Raw genomic sequence first — 15,934 nt, forward strand, 5'->3', positions numbered from 1 at the left:
TCGTTCCGCCGGGGTGCTACTTGTCGTCGCCCTCGGCCTCGGCCTCGTCGGCCTCCGCCTCTGCGGTGCCGAACATCTCGGCGGTGTCGATCGCTGCACCGGCGGTGTCGGTGACGGTCGCGGCGTCGACGACACCGGCAAGCGCCTTGCCACGTCGCACGTCCGCGAAGACGGCGCCGAGCTGGTTGGCCTGCTGGATCTGCTGGATGAACTGCTCCGGAGCCATGCCGTAGCGCTGCGCCTGGAACAGGATGCGCTCGGTGAGCTCGTCCTGGCCGACGGTGGTGCCCGCGGCGTCGGCGATGGCGTCGAGCAGCAGCTGGGTCTTCACCGAGCGCTCGGCAGCCTCCTTGGCGTCCGCGTCGAACTGCTCACGCGTGGTGCCCTGCGACTCGAGGAGCTCGTTCAGCTTCTCCTCGTTGTGGTCCAGACCGTGGATCGCGTCGTGCAGCGCGGCGTCGACCTCGGCCTTGACGACGGCCTCGGGCAGCGGGACCTCGACGGTCTCGAGCAGAGCCTCGAGCACCTTGTCGCGGATCTGGCCGGCCTGCTCGACCTTGCGGACGCGTGCGACGCGCTCACGCAGGTCGGCCTCGAGCTCTTCGAGGGTGTCGAACTCGCTTGCCATCTGGGCGAACTCGTCGTCGGCCTCGGGCAGCTCGCGCTCCTTGACGGAACCGACGGTGACGGTGATGACCGCCTCCTGGCCCGCGAACTCGCCGGCGACCAGCTTGGAGGTGAAGTCCTTCGACTCGCCGGCCTTGACGCCGACGATGGCCTCGTCGAGGCCCTCGATCAGCTGTCCCGAGCCGACCTCGTGGGACAGACCCGACGCGGTGGCCTCCGGAACGGCCTGGCCGTCGACGGTGGCGGACAGGTCGATCGACACGAAGTCGCCGTCCTGAACCTCACGCTCGACACCCTTCAGGGTGCCGAAGCGCTGACGCAGCGACAGCAGCTGCTCGGCGACTGCCTCGTCGGTGACCTCGATCGGGTCGACCGTGACGGCGACGGTGGAGAAGTCCGGCAGGGTGATCTCGGGGCGGACGTCGACCTCGGCGGTGAACGTGAGCTCCTGGCCGTCCTCGAGCTTGGTGATCTCGATCTCCGGCTGGCCGATGACCTTCACCTCGGAGGCGTTGACGGCCTCGGAGTAGCGGGACGGGAGGGCGTCGTTGACGACCTGCTCGAGCACCGCGCCACGACCGACACGAGCCTCGAGCAGCTTGGCCGGAGCCTTGCCCGGACGGAAGCCGGGGAGACGGATCTGCTGCGCGAGCGCCTTGTAGGCCTTGTCGAAATCAGGCTTGAGCTCCTCGAAGGGCACCTCAACGTTGATACGGACTCGCGTCGGGCTGAGCTGCTCGACGGTGCTCTTCACGGATCTGGCTCCTTCGTGTGGTGGTGCTCTTTGATTCGATATCTCGTGTCTCTTCGTGGCAGGACCGGATTGTCGGCCCTGCCACGCGTCTGGTCGGGGTGACAGGATTTGAACCTGCGACCCTCCGCTCCCAAAGCGGATGCGCTACCAAGCTGCGCCACACCCCGTCAGAACAGGCCTCCGCCAACCTCGCGAGGACCCGAGGCAGAATCCTACGGCCCCCCGATTATGAAATCCAAAGCGAGGTTGGGTACAGTCTCATCTCGCAGACGACATCGCTGGCGATCCCACAAATGTCGTATGCACGGGGATGTAGCTCAATGGTAGAGCCTCAGTCTTCCAAACTGATTACGCGGGTTCGATTCCCGTCATCCCCTCCACACGGAGGAAACCCCCACCGTTCGGATATATGTCCGAACGGTGGGGGTTTTTCTTGTTTCCGCCCCTTCGGAACCCATCACCCATCCGACCCCGCGCCGCCCCCGCCGAGCGCGCGCGAATCCGCCGCCCGACCAGACCACCGTCGAGTGACTCTTGTCACATTACTCGGAGCTTCGGCCGCTTCGTGATTCCCGCCGCACACCAGGGATGCCTGACCTAAGTTGGAACCTGTTACAGATTTCCGACTTCCACCCCCCGAAGGAGTGCCGGATGCACACCCCACTCTGCGACGATCTCGGAATCGAGTTCCCGATCTTCGCCTTCACCCATTGCCGCGACGTCGTGGTCGCCGTCAGCAAGGCCGGCGGATTCGGCGTTCTCGGCGCCGTGGGGTTCACACCCGAGGAACTCGAGATCGAGCTGAAGTGGATCGACGAGCACATCGGCGACCACCCCTACGGCGTCGACATCGTGATCCCGAACAAGTACGAGGGCATGGACTCGAATCTGTCCGCCGACGAACTGACCAAGATGCTGCAGTCGATGGTGCCGCAGGAGACGCTCGACTTCGCTCGCGGCATCCTCACCGATCACGGTGTCCCCACGCCGGCCGACGGCCACGAGAACTCGCTGCAGCTGCTCGGCTGGACCGAGGCCACCGCCACCCCGCAGGTCGAGGTGGCACTCCAGCACCCGAAGGTCACGCTGATCGCCAATGCCCTCGGCACCCCGCCCGCGGACATGATCGAGCACATCCACGCGTCGGGCCGGAAGGTCGCGGCGCTGTGCGGATCGCCCTACCAGGCCCGCAAGCACGCGGACGCCGGCGTCGACATCATCATCGCGCAGGGCGGCGAGGGCGGCGGCCACTGCGGCGAGGTCGGCTCGATCGTGCTGTGGCCGCAGGTCGTCAAGGAGGTTGCCCCGATTCCCGTGCTGGCGGCGGGTGGCATCGGCAGCGGCCAGCAGATCGCGGCCGCGCTCGCCATGGGCGCCCAGGGCGCGTGGTCGGGTTCGCAGTGGCTCATGGTCGAGGAGGCCGAGAACACCGCCGTCCAGCAGGCCGCCTACGCGAATGCCGGCAGTCGCGACACGGTGCGCAGCCGCTCGTTCACAGGCAAGCCCTGCCGGATGCTGCGCAACGACTGGACCGAGGCGTGGGAGAAGGCAGGCAACCCGGAGCCCCTCGGCATGCCGCTGCAGTACATGGTGTCCGGCATGGCCGTGGCCGCCACCCACAAGTACCCCGACGAGACCGTCGACGTCGCGTTCAAYCCCGTGGGTCAGGTCGTCGGCCAGTTCACCAAGGTGGAGAAGACCGCGGCGGTCATCGAACGTTGGGTGCAGGAGTACCTCGAGGCCACCGGAACCCTGGAGCGTCTGAACGAGGCCGCCAACGCCTGACCGGCACTCGCACTAGTCGGGCAGGAGCGGGACGCTGTCACCACCGTCGCGACCGAGCAGCGCGGCGCGGGTGACCGCGACCGATCCGAATTTCGCCCGCACCGCGTCGAGCGCGCCGTCGAGGCGGACACCGTCGGACTCCTTCGACGAGCTCCCGGTGTCCGGCTCGAACGGCAGCGCGAGCTGTTCGGCGCCTTCCGCGTCCAGGTTCGACAGTGCGACACCGATCAGCGTCAGTCCCCGCTCGGCGATCAGCGGCCGCGACTGCTCCAGCAGCGATCGCACCGCGGCGAGAATGGTCTCGGTGCGTGCCGAGGCCTCGCCGAGGGTGGCCGAACGGGTGGCGCGCCCGAAGTCCGCGAACCTCATCCGGATCACCACCGTGCGGCACACCCGCCCGGCCGCCCGCAGGCGCCTCGCCACGCGGTCCACCAGCGCGGCGGCGATCGTCTCGATCTCGGCAAAGCTTCGCACCCGACGCCCGAGGGCACTCTGCGCCCCGATCGACCGACGCCGGCGCGCCGTCTCGACCCGCCGCGGATCGCGGGCCCACGCCAGCGCGTGCAGATGCCGGGCGGAGCCCGGTCCGACCACGGTGGACAGTTCGCGCTCGGACAGAGCCGCGAGTTCCGCGACAGTCCGAACGCCGTACCCGTGCAGCTTCGCCGAGGTCACGGCCCCGACACCCCACAGTCGTTCGATCGGCAACGGATGCAGGAACTCGAGCTCGCGATCCGGCGGCACCAGCAGCAGCCCGTCCGGCTTCCCCACCGCACTGGCGACCTTGGCCAGGAATTTCGTCCGCGCGATGCCGACCGTGATCGGCAGCCCCACCTGTTCGCGCACGTCTCGGCGCAACCGCTCCGCGATCTGTCGCGGACTGCCGCTGATCCGGCTCAACCCGCCGACGTCGAGGAATGCCTCGTCGATCGAGATGCCCTCGACCAGGGGTGTCGTGTTCCGGAAGACGTCGAACACCTCGCGGCTGGCCCGCGCATACGCGGACATCCGGGGCGGGACGACGATCGCGTGCGGGCATCGCCGCCGCGCCTCCGATCCGCTGCTCGCGGTGCGCACCCCGAACGCCTTCGCCTCGTAGCTGGCCGCGAGGACCACTCCCCCGCCCACGATCACCGGCCGCCCCCGCAGGCCCGGATCGTCGCGCTGCTCCACCGAGGCGTAGAACGCGTCCAGATCGGCGTGCAGGATCGTCGCCTCGGCACGCTGCGGCGGCGGGGAACGATCGACGACGTCGGACACGAACATATGTTCGCATCGACCACCGACAGGATTCGAGACACGATCACGCCACGCCCGCCCCCGGTATCCTTGACAATGTCCGATTTGACACCTCCGGAAGGTCCCCCGTGGAACTCCTCCTCATCGTCGCCGTGATCGGCGCCGTCGTCTTTCTGGTGATGAAGAGCCAGAACAAGAACAAGGGCCACTCGGCGAACCAACTCGAAGACGCCAAGGCGGATGCCCGCCAGTCGATCGAGCGCCTGGGTGGCCAGGTCTACAACCTCGTCGGCAGCGACGACGCCTCCAAGCAGGCTCTCGCCGACGCCTCCGAGCGGTACACCGCCGCCGGTTCGCAGATCGAGCAGGCCACGACGCCCGTGCAGGCGCGTCTGGCGAAGCAGACCGCGCTCGAGGGTCTGTACTACATCCGCGCCGCGCGCTCCGCGATGGGCATGGATCCGGGTCCCGAGATCCCGAGCATCGACGGCCAGAAGTCCGCCGGCTCGGTCACCGAGGACCGTGACATCGAGTTCGAGGGCCGTCAGGTCTCGGCGTCACCCAATCCGTCGGCTCGCACACCCAACTACTACCCCGGCGGCCGCGTCGCCGGACGTCCGGTCCCCGCAGGCTGGTACTCCGAGCCGTGGTGGAAGCCCGCGCTCGTCGCCGGCGCGTGGGGTGTCGGTTCGATGTTCCTGTTCTCTGCGATGTTCTCCGGGATGTCCGGGGTGGGATACGACGCGCAGGGGTTCGCCGACGGCTACGGCGACGGCTACCAGGACGGTATGGACGCAGCCGACAGTGACGGCGGCGATGCCGGCACTGACGGCGGAGACGGCGGAGACGCTGGCGGCGATGTCGACTACGGCGCCGCGGGCGACGGCGGCGGCGACTACGGCGGAGACTGGGGCGGCGGAGATTTCGGCGGAGGCGACTTCGGGGGCTTCGACTTCTAGTCGGCCTGACAACCGGGGCACCAGAACAGGTTGCGCCCCTTCATAACCGAGTGAGAGATCGGCGTGCTGCAGATGCGGCACGCCGATCCTGCTCTGCGGTAGGTGTAGGTCCGCGGCCGGTCCTTCGCGTACGACGGCTCGCCGTGGTCGTCCTCGGGCCGCACGACGTGCATCCTGCCGCGGCGGACCCCGACCTTCATCAGTTCGACGAGGTCGTCCCACATCGCGTCGAACTCGGCGCGGCTGACGCGCTTGCCGGGCCGCTCCGGGTGGATCCCGTGCCGGAACAGGACCTCGGCACGGTAGACGTTGCCGACGCCGGCCAACACGGCCTGATCCATCAGCATCGCGCCGATCGGTGTCTGCGACTTCGAGATCCGCGCCCACGCCCGGTCCGGGTTGGCGTCCTTGCGCAGCGGATCGGGACCCAGGCGGGCCTCGATCGCGGCGACCTGCGGCGGATGCAGCACCTCACAGGCGGTGGGACCGCGCAGGTCGGTGCCGAACTCGGCGCCGATCATGCGCATCCGGACCTGCCCGACGGGCGCCTCGAGCGGGAGCGCGGACTCGGTGAACTTGCCGTACAACCCCAGGTGGACGTGCACCACGAGACCGTTCTCGTAGTGGTGCCACAGGTGCTTGCCCCACGCGTCGGAACGCACGAGGACGCGGCCGTCGATCAGGGCCGCGTCCTCGGCAAATCTGCCCTGCGGGCTCGACACGTACACCGGCGATCCCGCGAAACGCTGCTGATGCAGGCGCGCGAGACGGTGGAGAGTGTGGCCCTCGGGCACGTTCTGCTTACCTGTTCGTTCAGGCTTCGGGGGCCGCGGGCACGGCCGGCGCCACACCCGTCTTCTCGTACTCGGCGAGGATGTCGATGCGACGCTGGTGACGCTCCTCGTCGGACCACTCGGTGGCGAGGAAGGCGTCGACGATCGCGAGGGTCTCCTCGAGGGAGTGCATGCGGCCGCCGATGCCGATGAGCTGCGCGTTGTTGTGCTGGCGGGCCAGCTGCGCGGTCTCGACGCTCCACGCGAGGGCGCAGCGGGCGCCAGGAACCTTGTTCGCGGCGATCTGCTCACCGTTGCCGCTGCCACCGAGGACCAGGCCCAGGCTGCCCGGTTCGGCGACGACGCGGCGGGCCGCCTCGATGCAGAAGGCCGGGTAGTCGTCGACGGCGTCGTAGACGTGTGCACCGCAGTCGATGGCCTCATGGCCGTTCGCGGTGAGGTGTTCGATGATCTGGTTCTTGCGTTCGAAGCCGGCGTGGTCGGCACCCAGGTATACGCGCATGATCTCAATTCTGACAGGTCACGTCGCCGCGGCGATCGTGGGGACTCGAGGAGGAGAAACCCGCGCGTCGAGTCACCCGGTACCGGCGCCGGGAGCGCCGGCCCGTCGAAACGTCGATCCACGCCAGGTGGGCATGGGCCGCTTCCCCACCGCGACCTCGAGCGCCGCGCGTCCGGAGAGCCGCGTGGAATCCAGAATCGGCAGTGGCGAGTGCTCGGGCCGCACGAGCAGAGGAATCTCGGTACACACCAACGCAACCGCGTCGCAGCCGGCGGAAGCGAGCCTCTCGATGAGTGCGACGAACGACGCCCGCGTCTGTGGCCGGAAATCCCCGTGGACCAGTTCGTCGAAGACTGCCGAGTGGACCATGGCCTGATCGGCGGTATCCGGAACGACGGCGTCGATGCCCCGCGCGGCCAGTTCTCGGGGGTACAGCGGTCCCTGCATCGTGAAGCGCGTTCCCAGGATGCCGACGCGGGCGTGCCCGGCCTGCTGGGCAGCATCCGCGACGATGTCGACCACATGCAGCCCGGGCAGGGCGAGGTGATCACCGTCGGCCTCGAGAGCGAGATGCGCCGTGTTGTCCGGGCAGACGAAGAAGTCGCACCCGGCTCGCGCGAGGCGTTCGACACTGGTGGCGAGCACCGCACGCACCCTCTCTCTCGCCCCCCGGAACGGTCACTCGGCGACCGGACCTCAGTCGAACTGGGGATCCTCGGTGCGGGTCCGCTTGAGCTCGAAGAAGTGCGGGTACGACGCCAGGGCGACGGTGCCGTCCCACACCTTGCCGGCATCCTCACCGCGCGGGATGCGCGAGAGGACCGGGCCGAAGAACGCGGTGCCGTTGACGTGGATGGTGGGGGTACCGACGTCGTCGCCGACCTTGTCCATGCCGGCGTGGTGGCTGCGGCGCAGTTCGGCGTCGAACTCGTCGGTGTCGGCGGCCGCCGCCAGCTCGGCGGGCAGGCCCAGTTCGGCGAGGGACTCGACGACGACGTTCGTCAGATCCTGGTCGCCGCCGTTGTGGATCCGCGTGCCCATCGCCGTGTAGAGCGGCAGCAGGATGTCGTCGCCGCGCTGCTGGGCAGCCGCGATGAGAACCCGCACCGGGCCCCAGGCCTTGCCCATCTTCTCGCGGTACTCCTCGGGAAGCTCGCGTCCCTCGTTGAGGACGGCGAGGCTCATGACGTGGAATTTGGCCTCGATGTCGCGGACCTCGGTCACCTCGAGGATCCAGCGCGACGTGATCCAGCACCAGGGGCACAGCGGGTCGAACCAGAAGTCGACGGTGTCCTTCTTGCCGGTCTTGCCGGAGTTTGTCTGTGCTTCCGCGCTCACGCGTGTCTCCCTCGTTCTGCGGTGCGACAGATCCACGTCACACCTCTCGATTGATAGACAACCATGCGCGTGCGGGAATGCTTCCCGCACACCTCGGAGCAACGTTACTGTCGATGGAGGACAGCCAGTAGCCACACTGGAACGGAGCCTCCCCGTGACATCCCACGAGTCATCGAATCGCACGTTCGTCATCGTCGGCGGCGGCCTGGCCGGCGCCAAGATCGCAGAATCGTTGAGAGACAGAGATTTCGACGGGTCCATCGTCCTCCTCAGCCAGGAGGACCATCTCCCCTACGAGCGACCACCACTTTCCAAGGAACATGTCGCCGGCAAGAAGGGGCTGCCCGATTTCACCGTCCAGCACGGGGACTGGTACCGAGACCACCACGTGGACCTGCGTCTGGGCACCACCGCGACGGCGCTCGATCGCGACCGCAAGTGCGTGGTGCTGCCGGACGGTTCGACACTCGGCTACGACCGACTCGCGCTCGCGACCGGATCCCGTTCGCGTCGCCCACCGATCCCCGGCGCCGACGCGGCGGGCGTGCACTACCTGCGCACCATCGACGAATCCGACGCCCTGATCGCGGCGCTCTCCCCGGGAGCCCGACTGGTGATCGTCGGCGCGGGCTGGATCGGACTCGAGATCGCGTCGGGGGCGCGCGGTCGCGATGTCGCGGTCACGATCGTGGAGTCGGCCGAATTGCCGCTGCTCGCAGCGCTGGGCAGGGAGATGGGTGCCGTGTTCGCCGATCTGCACCGCGAACACGGCGTCGACTTCCGTTTCGGGTCCAAGGTCGAGGAGATCACCGTCACCGACGGGCGTGCGGACGGCGTCCGACTGGGCGACGGGACGGTGCTGCCCGCCGACGCGGTGCTGGTCGCTGTCGGCGCGCAACCCAACATCGAGATCGCCGAGGCCGCCGGGCTTTCGGTCGACGGTGGCATCCTCGTGGACGGCACGCTCACCACGAGCGACCCGGACATCGTCGCGGTCGGCGACATCGCCGCCCAGCAACATCCGCTGCTGGCGGCCCGCGTCCGCGTCGAACACTGGGCCAACGCGCTGAACCAGCCCGCGATCGCGGCCGCGACCATGCTCGGCCACCCGGTCGAGTACACCAACCTGCCGTACTTCTTCACCGACCAGTACGACCTGGGCATGGAATATGTGGGCTGGGCACCGAAGTACTCGAAGGTGGTGACCCGCGGCGACGTCGGAGCACGAGAGTTCCTGGCGTTCTGGCTCGACGAGGAGAACCGGGTGCTCGCCGGCATGAACGTCAACATCTGGGATGTCACCGACGACATCAAGGCGCTCGTCGCGTTCTCCGGTCCTGTCGACCCCACCCGGCTCGCCGACCCCGCCGTCCCCCTCACCGAACTCGCCACCTGACCCCGCGATTTGCGCACTTCTCGGTGCCGCGGGTGTCCGCGTCGCAACGATAAGTGCGCAAATCGCGAGAGGAGGGCGGCGCGTGATGGGATAGCGGGGAGTCGATTGTCCATCCGTGATGAGGAGATCTTTGTGGCCCCACCGAATCTGACCCGCGAACAGGCCGCCGAACGCTCGGCGCTGCTGACCGTCGACAACTATCGCATCGAACTCGATCTCACCGACGGCGACGGCCGACCGGGCGAGAGCACCTTCCGGTCCCGCACCACCGTCACGTTCGCGGCGACGGCCGGAGCGTCGACGTTCATCGACATCATCGCCGACACAGTGCATTCGGCGGTCCTCAACGGCACCCCGGTCGACGTGTCGTCGTACGACGAGGCCACCGGGATCACGCTGAGCGGCCTCGCGGACAGCAATGAGCTCGTCGTCGAGGCCGACTGCCTCTACACCAACACCGGCGAGGGACTGCACCGCTTCGTCGACCCCACCGACAATGCGGTGTACCTGTACTCGCAGTTCGAAACCGCCGACGCCAAGCGGATGTTCGCGTGCTTCGACCAGCCGGATCTCAAGGCCACCTTCGACATCTCCGTCGTCGCGGCGGAGGACTGGAAGGTCATCTCCAACGCCGAGACCGTCGAGCCGCTGGCGGCCGCGCCGGGCCGCCACGTCTTCCGCACGACCCCGCGCATGAGTACGTACCTGGTGGCACTGATCGCCGGCCCGTACGCGCAGTGGACCGACAGCTATTCCGACGAGCACGGACACATCCCGCTCGGCATCTACTGCCGTGCATCGCTCGCCGAGTACATGGATGCCGAACGCCTGTTCACCGAAACCAAACAGGGCTTCGGCTTCTACCACCGCAACTTCGGTGTGCCGTACGCGTTCGGCAAATACGACCAGCTGTTCGTGCCGGAGTTCAATGCGGGCGCGATGGAGAACGCCGGCGCGGTGACCTTCCTCGAGGACTACGTGTTCCGCTCCAAGGTCACCCGCTACTCGTACGAGCGGCGCGCCGAGACGGTGCTGCACGAGATGGCCCACATGTGGTTCGGCGATCTGGTCACGATGCGCTGGTGGGACGACCTGTGGCTCAACGAGTCGTTCGCGACGTTCGCGTCGGTGCTGTGCCAGACCGAGGCCACCGAGTACACCAACGCATGGACCACCTTCGCCAACGTGGAGAAGTCCTGGGCGTACCGGCAGGACCAGCTGCCGTCGACGCATCCGATCGCCGCGGACATCCCCGACCTCGCGGCCGTCGAGGTGAACTTCGACGGCATCACTTACGCCAAGGGCGCCAGCGTGCTCAAGCAGCTCGTCGCATACGTCGGGCTCGAGCCGTTCCTGTCGGGTCTGCGGGACTACTTCGCCGAGCATGCGTTCGCCAACGCGACGTTCGACGACCTGCTACGGGCGCTGGAGAAGGCGTCGGGCCGCGACCTGTCGGGGTGGGGTGCGCAGTGGCTCAAGACGACGGGCCTCAACATCCTGCGCCCCGACTTCCAGATCGAGCCCGACGGCACGTTCTCCCGGTTCGCGGTGTTGCAGGAGGGCGCCGCTCCGGGTGCCGGCGAGACCCGTGTGCACCGTCTCGCGGTCGGCATCTACGACGACGACCCTGCCACCGGCAAGCTGGTCCGTACGCACCGCGTCGAGCTCGACGTCGAGAGCGCGAGCACCGACGTGCCCGAGCTGGTCGGGGTGCCGCGCGGCAAGCTGATCCTCGTCAACGACGACGATCTCACCTACTGCTCGCTGCGGTTGGACCGCGATTCGCTCGACACCCTCGTCGGCCGGATCGGCGACATCGCCGAGCCGCTCCCCCGTACCCTCGCATGGTCGGCGGCGTGGGAGATGACCCGGCAGGCGGAGATGCGGGCACGCGATTTCGTGAGCCTCGTCCAGCGCGGCATCGGCGCCGAGACCGAGGTGGGTGTCGTCCAGCGACTGCTGCTCCAGGCACAGACGGCGCTGTCGGCGTACGCCGAGCCCGGCTGGGCGGACGCATTCGGCTGGCCCGCGTTCGCGGACCGGCTGCTCGAGCTGGCCCGCGAGGCCGAGCCCGGCTCCGACCACCAGTTGGCGTTCGTCAACGCGCTCACCGGGTCGCAGCTGTCGGCATGGCACACCGAGGTGCTGCAGGAGCTGCTCGACGCCGACCCCGCGAAGCTCGGACTGTCCGGGCTGGTCGTGGACACCGACCTGCGCTGGCGGCTCGTCCACGCGCTGGCCGCGGCCGGTCAGGTGGACACGGACGGTACCGAGACGCCGTTCATCGACGCGGAGGCGGAGCGCGACCCCACCGCCGCGGGTGCCCGTCAGGCGGCGTCGGCGGCGGCGGCCCGGCCCCAGGCCGCGGTCAAGGAGCAGGCCTGGACGACCGTGTTCGACGACGACACCGTCCCGAACATCACCGCCCGCGCGATCATCGGCGGCATCGTCGCGCCCGGCCAATCCGAACTACTCGAGCCGTACGTGGCCCGATACTTCGCGGAGATCCCGGCGGTGTGGGAGCGGCGGTCGAGCGAGGTGGCGCAGACCGTGGTGGTCGGCCTGTACCCTTCCTGGTCGATCAGCGAGGCGTCCGTGGCCGCGGCCGACGAGTTCCTGTCGGGTGAGCACCCGCCGGCGCTGCGCCGCCTCGTCGTCGAGGGCAAGGCAGGCATCGTCCGGTCGCTGAAGGCCCGGGCGTTCGACGCGACCTGACCGACAGCGTCCGATCCCCGGAACGCCGATGACCCGATGTCACAGCGGTTCAGTTCGAYTGAACGCATGTGACATCGGGTCACCGGGGTGAAGCGGAAAGTGCAGGGACTACTTCGGGGCGATCGCGGCGCTCATCACGCGCAGCGCCGAGACGAGACCGTCGATGAGGTCGCCCTCGCCGAAGGACGCGACGGCGGCGGTGACACCGAGCTGCGTGATCCGGTCGGTGACACGGTTCTCGACGCCGCGGCCACCACGGATCTCGACGACACGCTGGTTCGGCGACACGGCGATCAGGATCGATCGCTCGGCCTCCGGGGTGTTCGGGAAGACCGCGTCCGCACCGGCGGCCGGGTTCTCGCCCAGGTCACCGACGTAGATGTTGAAGCGCACCTTCGTGGCGCGCGTCGCGTCCGTGAGGGCGTCATCGAGGGCCACCAGCTGGTCGGTGGTGAAAGGCAGCAGGTCGTCGAAGGACTCGCCGATGCGGTGCACACCGGAGATGCGACCGCCGGAGGTCACGACGGTGCCCACCGGCAGATCCGCCGCCGCTACCGCCGAGGACTGGAGAACGTCACCACTTGCCACTTGCCGAACCTCCGATCAGATCTGCACCGGCAGCGTGTCCGGCGTGGTGACCATGCGAGGTCACCTCGTCGACAGCGCTCCACAGGACCGGCTGATGGGTCCAGCGCTGACCGAGGCGGTACTCGGTCGGAACGAAGCCGGGCGACTTCTTGGTCATGAAGGACAGTCCCGCGACGATCGCGATCACCAAGACGGGAATCCCTACGAATATCAGCACTGTCTCGAGAATGCTCACGACGCAAACCGTAGCCGAGTCCTGCCGAAATGGAAGCGTCGGGGCCGAATCATGTCTCGGCTCGCGTGGTGACACGTAAATGCTTCAGGCCGCACCCTCGCCCAGATAGGGCAGCCAGGTCGGATGCACCTCGGAGGTAGTGGACAGCAGCCGCCAGTGCGGACCGGACGGGGGCACCAGCGCGGTCCTGAGCGTCCACCCCAGTTCGGTGAGCAGTTTGTCCGCTTTGCGGTGATTACACGGCGCGCAGCACGCGACGCAGTTCTCCCACGAATGCCCGCCGCCGCGGCTGCGCGGCACGACATGATCGATGGTCTCGGCCTTGTCCCCGCAGTATCCGCAGCGGAAGCGGTCGCGGTGCATGAGCGCGGCTCGGGTCATCGGGACGCGGGTCCGGTACGGAACCCGAACGTAGTTGCGGAGCCGGATGACGAAGGGCACCTGGAGGGAGTAGCCCTCCGAGTGGATCACGGGGCCGAGCGGGTCCTCGTGGACCGGGTCGGCTTTGTCGCAGACCATCAGCACGACGGCGCGTCGCGCGGGCAGAGCGGTGAGAGGTTCGAACGTGGCATTGAGCAGCAGCACCCGACGTTTGTTCCAGGAGGTCACGGTGCCGAGACCCGGCAGACCGAGCCCGGACGATCCGGGCTCGGGGATGACGTGCAGCGGAAAAGCCCCCGACGTGCAGTTTCCCCGCACATCAGTGGGCACGAGTTGTCGATGCGCTCGCGCGCTCTGTCGATGTGTCATGCGACCTCCGCGAAGACTGACCCCAGTTGACCACGGATGATCGGCTCCCGCACACCCATTTCCGCGAAAAATTTGCCGCACGGGCGGTGAACGAACGGTGCCGTGCACCACACCCGGACCGGCTGAGGCATCCTCGAGGCATGCTCGACTCGAAACCGGGCACAATGGGACGGGACATGACTGAAACGAACCCCACCACGCAGCAGACCTTCTACGAGGCAGTGGGCGGAGCCGAGACGTTCCGCAAGCTCACTGCGCGCTTCTACGAGGAGGTGGCGACGGACGAGGTGGTCCGGCCGCTGTATCCCGAGGAGGACCTCGGGCCGGCCGAGCGCCGCATGCGTATGTTCCTCGAGCAGTACTGGGGCGGGCCACGCACCTACTCCGAGGAGCGCGGACATCCCCGCCTGCGGATGCGCCACAATCCGTTCCGGATCGGCCCGATCGAACGGGACGCGTGGCTGCGCTGCATGCACACCGCGATCGCCTCGATCGACGAGCAGACGCTGGACGAACCGCACCGCCGCGCCCTGATCGACTACATGGACATGGCGGCCGCGTCGATGGTCAACTCGCCGGTGTAGCAGCCACAGTTTCCGGACGGATCGTTCGAAGGTCCTCGATGCGGCACTATGAATGACTGTGACGCCCCGCGAGGACCAGCCGACCAGCCGCATCACCGGCGACGCCCGTTCGTGGTGGTCCGACGCCGTTTTCTACCAGGTCTATCCGCGGTCGTTCTCCGACTCGAACGGCGACGGCATCGGCGATCTGGGCGGCGTGATCGACCGCCTCGGCTACCTCGAACTGCTTGGCGTCGACGCACTCTGGCTCAGCCCCGTGATGCGGTCGCCGATGGCCGATCACGGCTACGACGTCTCCGATCCGCGGGACATCGACCCCCTGTTCGGCGACCTCGCGACGATGGACGAGCTGATCGTCGAGGCGCACGCGCGCGGCATCCGGGTCACGATGGACCTCGTTCCCAACCACACGTCCAGTGAGCATCCCTGGTTCCGGGAGGCCCTCGCCGACGGTCCGGGCAGCAGCACCCGAGACCGCTACATCTTCCGCGACGGCCGCGGCCCGGACGGCGCGCAGCCGCCCAACAACTGGCCGAGTGTCTTCGGCGGGCCCGCGTGGACGCGGATCACCGAGCCCGACGGCACCCCGGGCCAGTGGTACCTGCACATCTTCGCGCGCGAGCAGCCCGACCTGAACTGGGACAACCCCGAGGTGTTCGCCGACCTCGAGAAGACCCTGCGGTTCTGGTTGCACCGCGGCATCGACGGGTTCCGCATCGACGTCGCCCACGGCATGGCCAAACCGGAGGGGCTCCCCGACCACGACTGGAACACCAACGAGCTCCTGAAGAACGACGACGACGATCCGCGGTTCAACAACCCGGCGGTGCACGAGATCCATCGGGGGATCCGCCGGGTCATGAACGAGTACCCGCACGCGATGGCGGTCGGCGAGATCTGGGTGCGCGACAACGAGCGGTTCGGCGAGTACGTCCGCCCCGACGAACTGCACCTCGGCTTCAATTTCCGGCTCGCCGAGACGGCGTTCGACGCCGACGCGGTGCGCGCCGCGATCGAGAACTCGCTCGACGCCGTGGCGCATGTCGGTGGCACCCCCACGTGGACACTGTCGAACCACGACGTGGAACGCGAGGTGACCCGGTACGGCGGCGGCACCCGCGGCGTGACCCGCGCCCGCGCGATGGCACTGGTGGAGCTCGCGTTGCCGGGCGCGGCGTTCATCTACAACGGCGCCGAGCTCGGCCTCCCCAACGTCGATCTCCCCGACGCAGCCCTCCAGGACCCGACGTGGGAGCGATCCGGCCACACCGAGCGCGGGCGCGACGGGTGCCGGGTCCCAGTGCCGTGGGAGGGCGACCGACCGCCCTTCGGCTTCTCGACGTCGCCCGACACGTGGCTGCCGATCCCGCCGGCGTGGACTCCACTGACTGTGGAGTCCCAGCTCGAGGACGTCGACTCGACCCTGTCGCTGTACCGCGCAGCACTCGAGATGCGAGCCAACCTCCCGGAATGCTCCGGGCCCGGAATCGATTGGTACGGAAGCCCTCCCGGCTGCTTCGCGTTCCGTCGCAGCGGCGGCCTCATCTGTGTGTTGAACACGACGGACGCCCCGATCCAGCTGCCTCCGGGCACGGTGCTGCTCGCGAGTGCACCCCTCGCCGACGGGCTGCTGCCGGCCGATTCGGCGGCCTGGCTGGTCTGATTCGC

General features: G+C 68.3%; 15 protein-coding genes and 2 tRNA genes. 7 read left to right on the forward strand and 10 right to left on the reverse strand.

Annotation, left to right across the window (positions count from 1 at the left end):
- Positions 1-16: 16 nt before the first annotated feature.
- Positions 17-1,381: a trigger factor gene (gene tig, locus AB4Z09_RS10295; RefSeq protein ID WP_114719027.1), complete on the reverse strand. Its 1,365-nt coding sequence runs from the start codon at positions 1,379-1,381 to the stop codon at positions 17-19.
- Between the two features lie 90 nt (positions 1,382-1,471).
- Positions 1,472-1,548 (reverse strand) — tRNA-Pro (locus AB4Z09_RS10300).
- A 139-nt stretch (positions 1,549-1,687) separates the two neighbouring features.
- Between AB4Z09_RS10300 and AB4Z09_RS10305 the strand changes: the two genes are divergently transcribed.
- Positions 1,688-1,761, forward strand: a tRNA-Gly gene (locus AB4Z09_RS10305).
- A gap of 271 nt (positions 1,762-2,032) precedes the next feature.
- Complete coding sequence (locus AB4Z09_RS10310) at positions 2,033-3,166, forward strand: nitronate monooxygenase (protein WP_114719026.1); 1,134 nt, start codon at positions 2,033-2,035, stop codon at positions 3,164-3,166.
- A gap of 12 nt (positions 3,167-3,178) precedes the next feature.
- On the opposite strand, the gene dinB is transcribed toward AB4Z09_RS10310, so the two are convergent.
- Positions 3,179-4,432, reverse strand: coding sequence for a DNA polymerase IV (gene dinB, locus AB4Z09_RS10315; RefSeq protein ID WP_442239654.1), 1,254 nt, complete (start codon positions 4,430-4,432; stop codon positions 3,179-3,181).
- 101 nt (positions 4,433-4,533) lie between these two features.
- Between dinB and AB4Z09_RS10320 the strand changes: the two genes are divergently transcribed.
- Positions 4,534-5,364, forward strand: coding sequence for a DUF1542 domain-containing protein (locus AB4Z09_RS10320; protein ID WP_442239655.1), 831 nt, complete (start codon positions 4,534-4,536; stop codon positions 5,362-5,364).
- On the opposite strand, the gene AB4Z09_RS10325 is transcribed toward AB4Z09_RS10320, so the two are convergent.
- The 4 genes from AB4Z09_RS10325 to AB4Z09_RS10340 all read right to left on the reverse strand — a co-directional run bounded on the left by AB4Z09_RS10325 (position 5,361) and on the right by AB4Z09_RS10340 (position 7,998).
- The gene (locus AB4Z09_RS10325; protein WP_174911460.1) at positions 5,361-6,158 is read right to left on the reverse strand and encodes an Fpg/Nei family DNA glycosylase; all 798 of its coding nucleotides are present in this window, start codon (positions 6,156-6,158) and stop codon (positions 5,361-5,363) included. The genes AB4Z09_RS10320 and AB4Z09_RS10325 overlap by 4 nt on opposite strands.
- A gap of 19 nt (positions 6,159-6,177) precedes the next feature.
- Positions 6,178-6,660 carry a ribose-5-phosphate isomerase gene (locus AB4Z09_RS10330; RefSeq protein WP_174911462.1) on the reverse strand — a complete coding sequence of 161 codons (483 nt, stop codon included), beginning with the start codon at positions 6,658-6,660 and terminating at the stop codon, positions 6,178-6,180.
- A gap of 72 nt (positions 6,661-6,732) precedes the next feature.
- Positions 6,733-7,314, reverse strand: a complete 582-nt coding sequence (locus AB4Z09_RS10335) for an aspartate/glutamate racemase family protein (protein WP_174911465.1) — start codon at positions 7,312-7,314, stop codon at positions 6,733-6,735.
- A 42-nt stretch (positions 7,315-7,356) separates the two neighbouring features.
- Complete coding sequence (locus AB4Z09_RS10340; protein WP_174911468.1) at positions 7,357-7,998, reverse strand: DsbA family oxidoreductase; 642 nt, start codon at positions 7,996-7,998, stop codon at positions 7,357-7,359.
- 154 nt (positions 7,999-8,152) lie between these two features.
- On the opposite strand from AB4Z09_RS10340, the gene AB4Z09_RS10345 reads away from it, so the two are divergent.
- Both AB4Z09_RS10345 and pepN read left to right on the forward strand, forming a co-directional pair.
- Complete coding sequence (locus AB4Z09_RS10345) at positions 8,153-9,394, forward strand: NAD(P)/FAD-dependent oxidoreductase (protein WP_174911471.1); 1,242 nt, start codon at positions 8,153-8,155, stop codon at positions 9,392-9,394.
- 132 nt (positions 9,395-9,526) lie between these two features.
- Positions 9,527-12,109 carry an aminopeptidase N gene (gene pepN, locus AB4Z09_RS10350; protein WP_442239656.1) on the forward strand — a complete coding sequence of 861 codons (2,583 nt, stop codon included), beginning with the start codon at positions 9,527-9,529 and terminating at the stop codon, positions 12,107-12,109.
- Positions 12,110-12,217: 108 nt separating this feature from the next.
- Here the strand turns inward: pepN and AB4Z09_RS10355 are convergent, their stop codons facing one another.
- From AB4Z09_RS10355 to AB4Z09_RS10365, 3 genes are all read right to left on the reverse strand, one after another.
- Positions 12,218-12,697 (reverse strand): DUF5130 domain-containing protein, encoded by a 480-nt coding sequence (locus tag AB4Z09_RS10355; RefSeq protein WP_114719018.1) that lies wholly within the window; start codon positions 12,695-12,697, stop codon positions 12,218-12,220.
- The gene (gene ctaJ / locus AB4Z09_RS10360; protein WP_114719017.1) at positions 12,684-12,932 is read right to left on the reverse strand and encodes an aa3-type cytochrome oxidase subunit CtaJ; all 249 of its coding nucleotides are present in this window, start codon (positions 12,930-12,932) and stop codon (positions 12,684-12,686) included. Before ctaJ ends, AB4Z09_RS10355 begins: the two co-directional genes overlap by 14 nt.
- Before the next feature lie 84 nt (positions 12,933-13,016).
- Positions 13,017-13,682, reverse strand: a complete 666-nt coding sequence (locus AB4Z09_RS10365; RefSeq protein ID WP_442239657.1) for an HNH endonuclease — start codon at positions 13,680-13,682, stop codon at positions 13,017-13,019.
- Positions 13,683-13,858: 176 nt separating this feature from the next.
- Between AB4Z09_RS10365 and AB4Z09_RS10370 the strand changes: the two genes are divergently transcribed.
- A complete protein-coding gene (locus AB4Z09_RS10370; RefSeq protein ID WP_174911480.1) occupies positions 13,859-14,266 on the forward strand; it encodes a globin in 408 nt (135 codons plus the stop codon).
- 52 nt (positions 14,267-14,318) lie between these two features.
- Positions 14,319-15,929 carry a glycoside hydrolase family 13 protein gene (locus AB4Z09_RS10375; protein ID WP_174911483.1) on the forward strand — a complete coding sequence of 537 codons (1,611 nt, stop codon included), beginning with the start codon at positions 14,319-14,321 and terminating at the stop codon, positions 15,927-15,929.
- Positions 15,930-15,934: the final 5 nt, after the last annotated feature.

This window comes from Rhodococcus sp. TAF43 (genome assembly GCF_052113525.1).
Classification (GTDB): Bacteria; Actinomycetota; Actinomycetes; order Mycobacteriales; family Mycobacteriaceae; genus Prescottella.